This is a genomic window from Collinsella sp. AK_207A (assembly GCF_902501965.1).
Classification (GTDB): domain Bacteria; phylum Actinomycetota; class Coriobacteriia; order Coriobacteriales; family Coriobacteriaceae; genus Collinsella.
Genome location: NZ_CABWID010000016.1, coordinates 40,090 through 52,738, shown reverse-complemented (window position 1 = coordinate 52,738; position 12,649 = coordinate 40,090). Strand labels below are relative to the sequence as shown.

Sequence of the window (12,649 nt, the reverse complement as noted above, 5' to 3'; positions counted from 1 at the left end):
CGATTTCGGTTCCGTACCTACATGAAGTTGAGGAGGCGACCGATGATACCGAAGGCGAACAGGCCCAGGATGATGGCGATCGGGCTGACCTTCTTCTTCAGGAGCTTGCAGCACAGCAGCGTGAGGCCCATAGCGGCGAGACCGGGGATCAGCTGGTCGAGATTCTGCTGCAGCGTGGTGACCTTCACCTGGTCGAGCGCGGTGGCGCCGATCGAGTTGTACTGCGTCAGCGCCTCCTTGATGCCGTCTGAGCCGGCGGGCAGCTTAGCCCAGTCGATGTAGGCACCCGCGGCCTGCGTGATGCGCGAGACGACCGGGGTGAAGCTGATGGACACCCAGCGCTCCACCAGGGCGCCGATGATGAACATACCGAGGATGGAGGCGCCCTCGGTCACCTTGCCGAGCAAGCCGCCGGAGATGTCCTTGGCGATGTTGCTACCGACCTTGTAGCCGAACTCCTGCGTGTACCACAGGAAGGCCCAACGGATGACGTTCCAGGCCACGAAGAACAGGATCGGGCCCATGATGGAGCCACCCATGGCGAGCGACGCTCCGAGCGCGCCCAGAATCGGGCGAACGGTGAACCAGAAGGCCGGGTCGCCGACACCGGCGAGCGGGCCCATCATGCCGACCTTCACGCCCTGGATGGCGGTGTCGTCGATCTTGGCACCGTTGGCGCGATCCTCCTCGAGGGCCAGCACGACGCCCAGAACGGGCGCGGTCAGGTAGGGGTGGGTGTTATAGAACTCGAGGTGGCGCTTGAGGGCCGCCGACTGATCCTCTTTCGTGGTGTAGAGCTTCTTGATCGCGGGGATCATGGCGAAGCAGAAACCACCGTTCTGCATGCGCTCGTAGTTCCAGGAACCCTGGGTGTACTGGTTGCGGAAGCAGACGTCCAGGCGGTCCTTTTTGCTAAGCGTGATCTTCTCTGCCATTGATTTCTCCTCCTTTACCGACTTAGTAGTTGTTCAGGATATCGCCAAGTGGATCGCCCGAGCCGCCGCCGTTGCCGCCACCCTGCTTTGCCAGGTCCTTGAGGCCAAGGTAGATGAGGGCGAAAGCGATGCCGAGCAGACCGAGGGCGATCAGCGTGAGCTGGGAGATGGCAGCGACAACGAAGCCGATGATGAAGAACGGCCAGACCTCTTTGCTCTCCATCATGTTGATGACCATGGCGTAGCCCACGGCCGCGACCATGCCGCCGCCGACGCTCATGCCGCCGGACAGCCAGGCAGGCATGGCGTTCAGGGCCGCGGTCACGACCTCGGCGGGGATGAAGCACAGCGCGACAGCGGGAATCATGATGCGAACGCCCTGCATGAGAATGGCGATGATCTGCCAGCGGTCGATGGCCGCGAAGTCGGCGCGTTCAGCCGCAGCGTCCATGATGTGGACGATGGGGATGGCGATGGTGCGGCACACCATGGTGAGGAACAGGCCGGCGACGGACAGCGGCACCGCGACGGCGATGGACGTCGAGATGGCGGTCTTGGTATCCGTGGCACCGCCGTTCAGGGCGAGCACCATGATAATGGCGGACGCCACGGAGGCTAGGGCCGCGTCGGGGGCGACGGCAGCGCCGATGTTGGCCCAGCCAAGGGCCATCATCTGCAGGGAGCCGCCGAGGATGATGCCCTCGGTGAGGTGCCCGGTCACGAGGCCGATCAAGGTGCAGGCCACCAGCGGCTGGTGGAACTCGAACTCGTCGAGAATGCCCTCCATGCCAGCCAGCAAGGCGACGATGGCAACGAGCAGAATGGAAATAGGCGACATGTAGTCACTCCTCCTTATGCCTTAGCGAGCTCAGCCTTGGCCTTGCTGAGCAGGTTCTCGATCGTGTCGGTCGAATCGGACGGAACCTTGCGGTTCGTGAACTTGACGCCCTTGTCGACAAGCTCCTGCAGCGTCTTCACGTCGTCTTCGCCCATGGCGATGGCGTTCGTTACGACGACCTTGCCCACGGAGTGGGCCATGGAGCCGATGTTCACGTCCTTGATGTCGACGCCACCCTCGATGCAGGCGAGCAGGTCCTGCGGGTTCTCGAAGATGATGAACGCCTTGGTACCGCCGAAGCGCGGGTCCTTGACGACCTCGCACATCTTGGAGATGGGAACCACGTTGGCGGGCACTCCCGGAGGGGCCGCCTGCTCGATCATGGTCTTGCGCAAGGTATCGTGCGCAACACCGTCGGAGACGACGATGATGCGGTTGGGTTGCAGTTGCTTGGTCCAGGCGGTGGCCACCTGACCGTGCAGCAAGCGCGAATCGATGCGGACGCCGGCGAACTTGATGTGGCCGTCGCCGATGACCGTGCCCTCGGGAATCGCGCCGGCGGGAGCAGCGGCTGCAGGCGCCGCGGCCTTCTCCTCGGCCGGCTCCAGGCTCTCGGGCTTCACGCGGACGCCCTCGCGGGCGGCTTTGACGATACCGCTCGCGATATCGTGCGCGGTCTTGCTCGGGTCGAAGCGCATCGTGCACGCCTCCACAAGCATGGGCAGGTTGAGACCGGTCACGACGGCCCAGGTGTCCTCATGCCCGTCCAGCACCGCGCTGGACTGGTTGAAGGGCGTGCCTCCCCACAGGTCGGCCAGGATGAGTACCTGGTCGGGGTCATCGAACGAAGCGATGGCCTCCTCGATCTTGGCGCGGATGTCGTCGGGACCCATGCTGGGCATGAGCGAGCACGCCGCCATGTTGGGCTGGTCGCCGAACACCATGCCGATCGACTGCTTGATGCCGGGAGCGAACTCACCATGCGTCGCGATAACGATACCTACCAATTTCTACCTCCTTCTCCTGTCTGTCTTTCGGGTTCCGCCCCGAAAGAGCACCTACAGTGCGTTAGTATACGCCAATTCTACACATCATCTCGACAGGACACACAAGGTTTGAGCACATAACTTCCCTTTAAGGTAACAATTTGCACCATAAGCGTGATTGTCGAGATCGATACCGTTGAGATGTGCCATGTCCGCTATGGCGACCGTGGCACGTGAATCGGCGGGCCCCGTCAGAGAGGCGCTCACCGATAGAGCAGCCGCCGCGAACAGATCAGAGGGCCTCGCCGTTCGACGCGATGACGCGCTGGTACCACTCGAAGCTGTCCCCGGTCTCGCAGCGCAGATCCCCCACACCCTGATCGTCCTTGCCCACGCAGATGGACCCGTAGCGCTTCTCCATCTGACCCGATCCCGCCGACACGAGGTCGATGCAGCCCCAGGGCGTGTAACGTCGAAGCGCCCCTCGCGGGCAGCCTGCATGGCTGCGATGTAGCCTGATTTCGCCGTTCCGGCAGAAAAGATGATAGGCGGGCAGGTCCAGGGAGCCATCACGCAGCCAGGCTGCGAGCGTTGCGCGGGACCATTGCCGCATTGCAAATTAAAACGAAAGAAGGGCCGCTTTGCAGGAAAGCGGCCCTTCTCGGAACGGTGAACGGCAGATGACGCGCTAATGCTCGGCGAGCACGCGGCCCGTCATCTCGGCGCTCGGCTCGAGCCCGGCCATGGTGAGCATGGTGGGCGCGATGTCGGACAGACGACCGTCCTCGATACCCGTCAGCTTGGCATCCGGGTCGACGATGATGAACGGCACGCGGTTCGTGGTGTGCGCGGTGAACGGATGCTTGGAACCGTCCTGGGCGACGTCGAACATGTGGTCCGCGTTGCCGTGGTCGGCGGTGATGAGCGCGAAGCCGCCCTTGGCGAGAATCGCCGGCACCACCTTGGAGAGGCCGTCGTCAACAGCCTCCACGGCCTTCACGGCCGCGTCGAACACGCCGGTGTGACCGACCATGTCGCAGTTGGCGTAGTTGACGATGTAGAAGTCGGCGCGGTCCTCGTTGATGGCCGCCTCGAGCTTCTCCGTGACCTCGGGCTCGCTCATCTCGGGCTTGAGGTCGTAGGTCGCCACCTTGGGAGAGGCCACGAGCACGCGCTCCTCGCCCTCCTTGGGCTCCTCGATGCCGCCGTTCATGAAGAACGTCACGTGCGCGTACTTCTCGGTCTCGGCGGTGTGCAGCTGCTTGAGCCCGTTGGCGGCGATGACGTCGGCCAGCACGTTCTCGGGGAACGTCTTGGGGAACGCCACCTCGACGTTCTTGAAGCTGTCGTCGTACTCCGTCAGGGTGACGAAGTGGTTGAGCTTGGGCGCCACGGCCTTCTCGAACCCGTCGAAGCCGTCCTGGGTGAACGCGCGGGTCATCTGGCGCGCGCGGTCGGGACGGAAGTTGAAGAAGATCACGACGTCGCCGTCGGAGATGCCCTCGCCCGTGCAGGTGAAGGGCTCGACGAACTCGTCGCCGCGCTCGTCCTGCTCGTAGTAGGCCTTGATGCCCGCAACCGGATCCACCTCGGCGGTGGCGGGCTGCGTCAGGGCGTCGTAGGCGCGCTGGATGCGCTCCCAGCGGTTATCGCGGTCCATGGCGTAGTAGCGGCCGGAGACAGAGGCGACGCGGGCGTCGCAACCGTACTCGGCGTTCACCTTCGCCAGGTAGTCCACGAACTCCGCCACGTAGCCGGCGCCCGAGTGCGGGTCGACGTCGCGACCGTCCATGAAGGCGTGCACGCGGATGGTCTTGACGCCGCGTTTGGCGGCCATCTTGACCAGCGCCTCGGCATGCTCCATGGAGGAGTGGACGCCGCCCGGGCTCATGAGACCCATGAGGTGCAGGGTCTTGCCCGCAGCCTTCACGTCGTCCATGGCCGCCGTGATCACCGGGTTCTCCTCGAGGGAGCCGTCGCGGCAGGCGTTGTTGATGCGGCTGAGCTCCTGGAACACGATGCGACCGGCACCGATGTTCAGGTGGCCCACCTCGGAGTTGCCCATCTGACCGTCGGGCAGGCCCACATCCTCGCCGGAGGCGCCCAGCGTGGTGTGCGGGTAGTTCTGGTACAGGCTGTCCAGATATGGCGTGTTCGCGGCGGCAACGGCGTTGTCCGGACCCTCAGGGGCCAGGCCGCAACCGTCCATGATGATCAGAAGCGCGGGACGCTTTCCCTCCCCCATGAGGCTACTCCCCCGCCTTCACGACCATGGACGCGAAGTCCGCGGCCTTGAGCGACGCACCGCCCACGAGGGCGCCGTCGACGTCGGGCTTGGCGACGAGCTCGGCGATGTTGCCGGGCTTGGCGGAGCCGCCGTAGAGGACGCGGATGCCCTCGGCGAGCTCGGCGCCGAACATGTCGGCGAGGGTCTCGCGGATGGCGCCGCAGACCTCCTGGGCGTCATCGGCCGTGGCGGTCTTGCCGGTGCCGATGGCCCAGATGGGCTCGTAGGCGATCACGATCTGGTCGGCGGATTCGATGGGGAGACCGGCCAGGCCGGCGCGAATCTGGTCGGTGACGTGCTTCACGTACGTTCCGGCCTCGCGGACCTCCTCGGGCTCGCCGCAGCAGAACACGGGCACGATGCCGGCGGCGATCAGCGCGGCGGCCTTCTTGTTCTCGTCCTCGTCGGTCTCGTGGAAGTAGTCGCGGCGCTCGGAGTGGCCGATGATGCAGTAGGTGCAGCCAGCGGACTTCAGCATGGCGCAGCTGGACTCACCGGTGTAGGCGCCCTTGGGCTCCCAGTACACGTTCTGCGCGCCGAGCGCGACCGCAGCGGCGCTCATGCGCTGGTGCACGGTGGTGAGGTCGATGGTCGGCGGGCACACGAGCACCTCGACGCCGGCGGGGACCTCGGACAGGGCCTCGGCCAGCTCGTCGGCGAGCTTGGCGGCCTCGGCCACGTCGTTGTTCATCTTCCAGTTGCCTGCGATCAGCAGGGTACGGTTACTCGGCATCGTTCAGAGCCTCCACTCCGGGAAGAGCCTTGCCCTCGACGAGCTCCATGGACGCACCGCCACCGGTGGAGATCCAGCTCATCTTGTCGGCCAGGCCGAACTTGTTGATAGCGGCAACGGAGTCGCCGCCGCCGATGATGGACGTGCAGTCGGAGTCGGCCACGGCGCGGGCGACGGCCTCGGTGCCGTGCGCGAACTGGTCCATCTCGAAGACGCCCATGGGGCCGTTCCAGAACACGGTCTTGGCGCCCTTGATGGCCTCGGCATAGAGGGCCTCGGTCTTGGGACCGATGTCCATGCCCATGCGGTCATCGGGGATCTTGTCGGAGTCGACGACCTCGCCCACGGCATCCTCGCCGAAGTGGTCGGTGACGACGTTGTCCACGGGAAGCAGGATCTTGACGCCCTTGTCCTCGGCCTTCTTGAGCATCTCGCCGGCGCGCTCGACCCAGTCCTCCTCCTTGAGGGAGGTGCCCACGGTGTAGCCCTTGGCCAGGAAGAACGTGTAGGCCATGCCGCCGCCGATGATCAGCGTGTCAGCGGAGTCGATGAGGTGATCGAGCACACCGATCTTGGAGGACACCTTAGAGCCGCCCACGATGGCCACGAACGGACGCTCGGGATCGGCGAAGATGCCGGTCAGGGTGTCGACCTCCTTCTCGAGCAGGAAGCCGGCAACCGCGGGGATGTACGCGGCCGGGCCCACCACGGAACCCTGGGCACGGTGCGCGGTACCGAAGGCGTCGAGCACGAAGACGTCGCCGTAGGAAGCGAGAATCTTGGCGATCTCGGGGTCGTTCTTCTTCTCGCGCTTGTCGAAGCGGACGTTCTCGAGCACGAGCACGTGGCCGGACTCCAGCGCATCCACGGCAGCCTTGGCCTCGTCACCGTAGGTGTCGGCAACGAACTGCACGGGCAGGCCGCTCATCTCGGCGAGCTTCTCGGCAACCGGCTTGAGCGAGAGCTCGGGCTCGGGACCGTCGCCCTTGGGGCGGCCGAGGTGGCTCATGAGAATGACGCGGGCGTTGTGCTCCACCAGGTACTTGATGGTGGGCAGCGCGGCGGAGATGCGGGTGGTGTCGCCTACGACGCCGTCCTTGATGGGCACGTTGAAGTCAACGCGGCAGAGGACGCGCTTGCCGTCGACGTCGATGTCGCGAACGGTCTTCTTGGTGAAAGCCATGCCTGTTCCTTTCTGTTTGTTCCTGCGAACTGCGGCGGGACAGGCCCTTGTGGGCCGCCCGCCATAGAAAAAGGCGCGGCCGCGGCTAATTGCTGCGAACCGCGCCCTCTCTACTCGACGGGAGTCGTCAACTTAGGCGACGAACTTCTCGAAGTACTTGATGGTGCGGACCATCTGGGAGGTGTAGGAGTTCTCGTTGTCGTACCAAGAGGTGACCTGAACGAGGCTCTGGCCGTTGCCGAGGTCCTGGACCATGGTCTGGGTGGCGTCGAAGATGGAACCGTGGGTCTCGCCGACGATGTCGCGGGACACGATGTCGTCCTCGTTGTAGCCGAAGGTCTCGGGAATGGTCTCGGCGTACGCCTTCATAGCGGCGTTGACCTCGTCCACGGTGACGGTCTTGTCAACCACGGCGTAGAGGTTGGTGAGAGAGCCGGTCGGCGTCGGGACGCGCTGGGCGGCACCGATGAGCTTGCCGTTCAGCTCGGGCAGGACCAGGCCGATGGCCTTGGCGGCACCGGTGCTGTTGGGCACGATGTTCTCGGAGCAGGCGCGGCTACGACGCTTGTTGCCCTTGCGCTGCGGGCCGTCGAGCGGCATCTGGTCGCCGGTGAAGGCGTGGATGGTGGTCATGATGCCGGACACGATGGGGGCGAAGTCGTTCAGACCCTTGGCCATCGGGGCGAGGCAGTTGGTGGTGCAGGAAGCGGCGGAGATGATGTTATCCTCGGCCGTCAGCTGCTCATGGTTGACGTTGTAGACGATGGTGGGCAGGTCGTTGCCGGCGGGAGCGGAGATGACGACCTTCTTGGCACCGGCGTTGATGTGCGCCTGGGCCTTGGCCTTGGAGGTGTAGAAGCCGGTGCACTCGAGCACGACGTCCACGCCGAGCTCGCCCCACGGCAGGTTGTTGGCGTCGGCCTCCTTGTAGATGGTGATCTTCTTGCCGTCGACGACGATGGCGTCCTCGAGGGCCTCGACCTGGTGGTCACGGGAGTAGTTGCCCTGGGTGGAGTCGTACTTCAGCAGGTACGCCAGCATGTCCGGAGAGGTGAGGTCGTTGATGGCGACGATCTCGGAACCCTCGTGGCCGAACATCTGACGGAACGCCAGACGACCGATGCGGCCGAAGCCGTTAATCGCAACCTTGACTGCCATGTGTGTCTCCTTTCGTTAGGCCCCACATGCGCCGAGCACCCTTGCCCGCCGCTCAGGCCCACAAACTAACCACTTGCCAAATATACCTTTTTTTCAGCCACTCAATCACGTCATTGGAAACTTCTGATGAATTAATGCCCATTGAAGCGTTTACAATTTCGCAGGTCGAACACCTCTTGAAGCGATTCATGTAAACCCTTCGCAAAGCTTGGACGCCATTCCGGACGCAATCTTTACACCCCGGCTTCGGAGGCGATTCGCTCGAGCCGAAGCACCCGATGGTAGAGCGCGCTCTTGGAGAGCGGCGGGTCCGCCATCTGACCCAGATCGCGCAGCGAGAGATCGGGGCCCGCCTCGCGCAGGCGGCAGAACTCCTCCAGCGCCTCGGGCAGCCCCTCGCGGAGTCCCGCGCGCTCCAGGCGCCAGATGAGCTCCAGCTGCTGCTGGGCGGCGCCGGCGGAGCGACCCTGGTTCGCTAGCTCGGCGTTCACGCGACGGTTGACGTCGTTCTTCACCGACTTCACCGCACGGGCGTCGCGAATCTCAGCCACGGAGCGCGTGGCCCCCACCTGCTCGAGCAGGTGCTCGATGTCCTCGGCGCTCTTCACGTACACGGCGAAGCTCCCCCGCCGCGGATTCACCCGGGCGCGCACGCCGAGCTCGCCGATCAGGTCCGCGAGCGCCCGGGCGTACTCCTCGCCCTGCACGGCGATCTCGAGGTGGAAGTCTCCCCGGGGATCCGCCACGAACCCGCCGGCGATGAGCGCGCCGCGCACGTAGGCGAGGCGGCAGCACGGTCGCTGGACGATATGCGCCGGCGTCCCCGGCACGAAGCCTCCCTGGCGGTCGAGGATGCCCAGGAGCACGAGTGCCTTGCCCAGGTCGGGCTGATCGGGCAGGGCGATGAGGTAGTTTCGCACCTTGTGGAGCACCGAGCGCCGCACCGTGAACTCGGTTTTGAGCTTGAGGATCTCATGCGTGAGCTGGATCATCGTGCGCGCCACGGCGCCCGTCTCGGTGGCAACGGTCAGGCGGTAATGCCCCGGTCCCGTGAAGGAGAGCGTTCCGCACACGCGCGTCACGGCGGCGAGCACCGCGAGGTTGCAGTACTCGCACGTCGGCTCGCAGCGAGCGAGTTCGTCCCTTACCTCAGCGCTGAAGGACATCCGGCCATCACCCCCGAGGCTTCCGTGGACGAGAACGGGGCGTCCCCGCGCAGGACCGGCAAGGCCGCATGCTCAAATACAAACCACGCCATGGCGTTAGGAAGACGTGTTCGCACGCGGCAGGTCGCGGTGCGAGATGCTCACGCGGTACTGCTGACGCTCGAGATGGCGAGCGGTGGCCTCGGCGATCGTCACGGAACGGTGCTGACCGCCCGTGCAGCCGATCGCAATGGAGAGCTGCGGCTTGCCCTCGGCGATGTAACCAGGCATGACGGCGTCGAGCAGCTGGAACCACGCCTTCAGGAAGTCCTTGGTCTTGGGGTTCTCGAGCACGAAGTCGGCAACCTGCTGGTCCAGGCCCGTCATGGTGCGCATCTGGGGATCGTAGAAGGGGTTCGGCAGGAAGCGCACGTCGATCATGATGTCCGCCTCCACGGGCATGCCGTGCTTGAAGCCGAACGAGAAGACATGCACCTCCATGAGCTGTTGGTCCGCGAGCTCGGAGAACGCCCGGCGCAGCTTGTTGCGCAGCGCGTTGGTGCGGAGCCGGCTCGTGTCGATGATCATGTCCGCCTTCTCGCGGATCTCCTTCAGCTGGGTGCGCTCGCGCTGGATGGCATCGGCCGTGGTGTCACCGCGCTTGGCGAGCGGATGGCGACGGCGGTTCTCACTGTACCGGCGAATGAGCACCTCGTCGGAGGCCTCCAGGAAGAGCACCTCGCAGCTCATCTCACGACGCTCGAGCTCGGCGATGCAGTCGAGCAGCTCGTCGAAGAGCCCCTGGCTGCGCAAATCGCAGGTAACGGCCAGATGGCGGCCCACGCCCGTGTTGATGCCCACGAGCTCGGCCAGCTGCAGGATCAGGCGCGGGGGCAGGTTGTCGATGCAGAAGTAGCCCATGTCCTCGAACACGTGCATCGCCTGGGTGCGGCCTGATCCGGACATGCCGGTGATGATGACGATGTCGGGTACGCGGTCCTTACCCCCGGCCATCGACGCGTTGTTGAACTCGGGCATGGTGTCTCCTTGCGAATCGCTCGCCCTCGAGTCGAAGAGCCGGTGCAAAGGCCGCACGGCCCTCGCCCCGGCGCGGACGTGCTAGAGGTACTTCCGCCAGTCGTCGTCCTCGTCATCGGCCTCGCTCGCAGCCGCGGCGGCGCGGGCATCGGCGGCACGGCGGGCGGCCACCGCGTAGGGCTCGGGGTTCTTCTCGGGGAAGTGCGAGAAAACATGCTCGAACACGGGCAGGTTCTCGTCGAAGCGCGTGCGCGGAACGGCAAAGACCACCTGCTTCGCCACGTGGTTCCCACCGGCAAGCTCGGCACGGAACATCTCCGCCACCTGCTCGGCATTCCAGCCGAACACGCCGCACCCAAAGGCGCCCAGGACGAGCTTCTCATGGCCGAGACTATCGGCGATGGCGAGCGCGAGGCGGATACGGGAGCGCATGGCCGAGACGAGCTGGTCGTCCTTCACGCGGTACTCCTCGCGGGCGCGGCGCGCGTTGGGCGCGGCCGCCACGATCACGTCGGCGTAGGCGTGCACCTTGCCGCGCGTGAATCGGATGGCGGGCGCCACCAGGGCACGGTCACGGTAGAGATGGCAGTTGACGTTTCGCCGGCGGTTCTCGGCATACCAGGCCTTCTGCGTGGCGAGCACGTTGTAGAGGGTGGACTCGGCGCAGAGCGCCTCCTCCTGCGCCCAGGCGCCGCGGTCGTATCCACCGCCCGCGTACATGAAGGAGGCGAAGTCGAGGACGGCAAGATCGGTGAACTGCGCGCGACCGCGGCCGAGCTCCAGGATGGCGGCGACGCTGTCCTGGTCGGTCACGGTCACGGATGGCACCGCGGGCTCGGACGCGGCAGCCTCCTCGGCGATGTCAGGTTCGTCCGCAGTCTGCTCAGCCGCGACCTTCTCCGCGCGCTCGACCTTCGGAAAGCCGTCGTACACCTTGATGCCGGCAACCGAGGCGGCGATTTCCTTCCCAAAGCGCGCCTCCATGTCGGCGATATGCCGCGTTGCCTCGCGCACCCGCTGATCGCGCCGGCTGTTTCGCTCTCGCTCCATGGTCAGACCTCCCTCTAGCAGGAATTCATTGCCCCTGATGGTAGCACGGTCCAGCCGGATGGGAGAGCGGACGGCGCATGGCGCCGGGCGCGCGGGGCGAGCGGCCTACAGGCGCGCGTCGATGAGCCCGGCCATGAGACGCACGGCGGCATCGTCAGCGTTCAGGCAGGGCACGTAGACGAACTCGTGGCCCTCGCCCGCAAACGCCGCCTCCGCACGGGAGCGGAACTCGTGCTCCACGTCGTAGAGCGTCTCCAGGCAATCGATGGAGAAGCCGGGGCAGATGAGGAACAGGCGCCCCTCCGTAGCGGCGGCGACGTCCGCCAGCCGATTCACCGTAAAGGGCCCGTGCCACGTACGGCTGTCCTCGAAGGGAGACTGAAAGGAAACGGACAACCGATCGCGCGCGAGGCCCAGGCGGTCGGCGATAGCGGTGCAGCTCGCATCCACCTGAGCGGGATAGGTATCCCCCGCCTCCACGTCGGGCTGCGGCACGGAATGGAAGCTGAAGATCACCCGGTCGCGCGCGGGGTCAAGACCGACACCGCGCAGCTTGCCCGCGATGGCATCCAGGTACCCAGCCTCGTTGCCATAGGAATCCACCACATCGAGCACCGGCGACCACGAGAGGGAAGCGAGCGCCGCGCGTACGCGCGCGACGACGGTCCCCGTCGTGGACTTGGCGCTCTGCGGGTAAAGCGGCAGCACGATGATGCGCGAACAGCCCGCATCGCGCAGCTCCGCCAGAGCCGTGCGCACGTTGGGCTCCCCATAGCTCATGGCGGCGCGCACGAGCGGGGCGGACCCGTCGTAGCGCCGACGCAGCTCGGCCTCGGTACGCGACGCCAGGTGCCGGGCGCCCACGATGAGCGGCGAGCCCTCCGCGCCCCAGATCTCGGCATACTTGGCCGCCGAGCGGACCTTTCGCTTGGGCAGGATGAAGCAGTGCAGGATGAGCCACCAGGGCACGGCGGCCATGGGTCGGACGTTCTCGTCCATGAGGAACTCCGCCAGATAGGATTTGACGGCTGCGGGCTCGGGTGCTGCAGGCGAGCCGGTGTTGACCAGCAATGCCCCGACGCGCTCGAATGTACTCATACGTACGACCTCCCCGACCTCGATGTGACGCGCATATGGTACGACAAAGACCTCATTGCCGCGACAGCGCGTATTGTCCTCGTTTGAGAATAGTCGCGCAGAGCTGTTCCAGGCGGCAGGGGGAGCCTGGTCCGCCGGGAACGCCGCCGCCGTTCAGAACGAAAAGCCGGCCACATGGAAGCCCGCATGGCCGGCTCG

The 12,649-nt window shown here is 65.5% G+C and carries 12 protein-coding genes; all 12 read right to left on the bottom strand.

Annotated elements, in window-relative coordinates; genetic code table 11:
- Positions 1-17: 17 nt before the first annotated feature.
- The 12 genes from GDJ97_RS05915 to hemH all read right to left on the bottom strand — a co-directional run bounded on the left by GDJ97_RS05915 (position 18) and on the right by hemH (position 12,451).
- The gene (locus GDJ97_RS05915) at positions 18-935 is read right to left on the bottom strand and encodes a PTS system mannose/fructose/sorbose family transporter subunit IID (protein WP_152070383.1); all 918 of its coding nucleotides are present in this window, start codon (positions 933-935) and stop codon (positions 18-20) included.
- Between the two features lie 22 nt (positions 936-957).
- On the bottom strand, positions 958-1,773 hold the full coding sequence (locus GDJ97_RS05910) for a mannose/fructose/sorbose family PTS transporter subunit IIC (RefSeq protein ID WP_152070382.1): 816 nt from the start codon (positions 1,771-1,773) through the stop codon (positions 958-960).
- Positions 1,774-1,787: 14 nt separating this feature from the next.
- Complete coding sequence (locus tag GDJ97_RS05905; protein ID WP_152070381.1) at positions 1,788-2,780, bottom strand: PTS sugar transporter subunit IIB; 993 nt, start codon at positions 2,778-2,780, stop codon at positions 1,788-1,790.
- 271 nt (positions 2,781-3,051) lie between these two features.
- The gene (locus GDJ97_RS09380; protein ID WP_306437641.1) at positions 3,052-3,180 is read right to left on the bottom strand and encodes a hypothetical protein; all 129 of its coding nucleotides are present in this window, start codon (positions 3,178-3,180) and stop codon (positions 3,052-3,054) included.
- A 267-nt stretch (positions 3,181-3,447) separates the two neighbouring features.
- Positions 3,448-5,004, bottom strand: coding sequence for a 2,3-bisphosphoglycerate-independent phosphoglycerate mutase (gene gpmI / locus GDJ97_RS05895; protein ID WP_152070379.1), 1,557 nt, complete (start codon positions 5,002-5,004; stop codon positions 3,448-3,450).
- A 4-nt stretch (positions 5,005-5,008) separates the two neighbouring features.
- Positions 5,009-5,779 (bottom strand): triose-phosphate isomerase, encoded by a 771-nt coding sequence (tpiA, locus tag GDJ97_RS05890; RefSeq protein WP_152070378.1) that lies wholly within the window; start codon positions 5,777-5,779, stop codon positions 5,009-5,011.
- Positions 5,769-6,962 carry a phosphoglycerate kinase gene (pgk, locus tag GDJ97_RS05885; RefSeq protein ID WP_152070377.1) on the bottom strand — a complete coding sequence of 398 codons (1,194 nt, stop codon included), beginning with the start codon at positions 6,960-6,962 and terminating at the stop codon, positions 5,769-5,771. Before pgk ends, tpiA begins: the two co-directional genes overlap by 11 nt.
- Positions 6,963-7,094: 132 nt before the next feature.
- Positions 7,095-8,120, bottom strand: coding sequence for a type I glyceraldehyde-3-phosphate dehydrogenase (gap, locus tag GDJ97_RS05880; RefSeq protein ID WP_152070376.1), 1,026 nt, complete (start codon positions 8,118-8,120; stop codon positions 7,095-7,097).
- Between the two features lie 233 nt (positions 8,121-8,353).
- Positions 8,354-9,286, bottom strand: a complete 933-nt coding sequence (gene whiA / locus GDJ97_RS05875; protein WP_152070375.1) for a DNA-binding protein WhiA — start codon at positions 9,284-9,286, stop codon at positions 8,354-8,356.
- A gap of 96 nt (positions 9,287-9,382) precedes the next feature.
- On the bottom strand, positions 9,383-10,303 hold the full coding sequence (gene rapZ / locus GDJ97_RS05870; RefSeq protein ID WP_152070374.1) for an RNase adapter RapZ: 921 nt from the start codon (positions 10,301-10,303) through the stop codon (positions 9,383-9,385).
- Between the two features lie 81 nt (positions 10,304-10,384).
- The gene (locus tag GDJ97_RS05865) at positions 10,385-11,353 is read right to left on the bottom strand and encodes a TIGR02452 family protein (RefSeq protein WP_152070373.1); all 969 of its coding nucleotides are present in this window, start codon (positions 11,351-11,353) and stop codon (positions 10,385-10,387) included.
- A gap of 105 nt (positions 11,354-11,458) precedes the next feature.
- On the bottom strand, positions 11,459-12,451 hold the full coding sequence (gene hemH, locus GDJ97_RS05860; RefSeq protein ID WP_152070372.1) for a ferrochelatase: 993 nt from the start codon (positions 12,449-12,451) through the stop codon (positions 11,459-11,461).
- Positions 12,452-12,649: the final 198 nt, after the last annotated feature.

Coding starts and splice junctions, on each gene's coding strand:
- GDJ97_RS05865 (WP_152070373.1), bottom strand. CDS start 11,353: ATGGAGCGAGAGCGAAACAGCCGGCGCGATCAGCGGGTGCGCGAGGCA.
- gpmI (WP_152070379.1), bottom strand. CDS start 5,004: ATGGGGGAGGGAAAGCGTCCCGCGCTTCTGATCATCATGGACGGTTGC.
- gap (WP_152070376.1), bottom strand. CDS start 8,120: ATGGCAGTCAAGGTTGCGATTAACGGCTTCGGCCGCATCGGTCGTCTG.
- rapZ (WP_152070374.1), bottom strand. CDS start 10,303: ATGCCCGAGTTCAACAACGCGTCGATGGCCGGGGGTAAGGACCGCGTA.
- GDJ97_RS09380 (WP_306437641.1), bottom strand. CDS start 3,180: ATGGAGAAGCGCTACGGGTCCATCTGCGTGGGCAAGGACGATCAGGGT.
- whiA (WP_152070375.1), bottom strand. CDS start 9,286: ATGTCCTTCAGCGCTGAGGTAAGGGACGAACTCGCTCGCTGCGAGCCG.
- tpiA (WP_152070378.1), bottom strand. CDS start 5,779: ATGCCGAGTAACCGTACCCTGCTGATCGCAGGCAACTGGAAGATGAAC.
- GDJ97_RS05910 (WP_152070382.1), bottom strand. CDS start 1,773: ATGTCGCCTATTTCCATTCTGCTCGTTGCCATCGTCGCCTTGCTGGCT.
- pgk (WP_152070377.1), bottom strand. CDS start 6,962: ATGGCTTTCACCAAGAAGACCGTTCGCGACATCGACGTCGACGGCAAG.
- GDJ97_RS05915 (WP_152070383.1), bottom strand. CDS start 935: ATGGCAGAGAAGATCACGCTTAGCAAAAAGGACCGCCTGGACGTCTGC.
- hemH (WP_152070372.1), bottom strand. CDS start 12,451: ATGAGTACATTCGAGCGCGTCGGGGCATTGCTGGTCAACACCGGCTCG.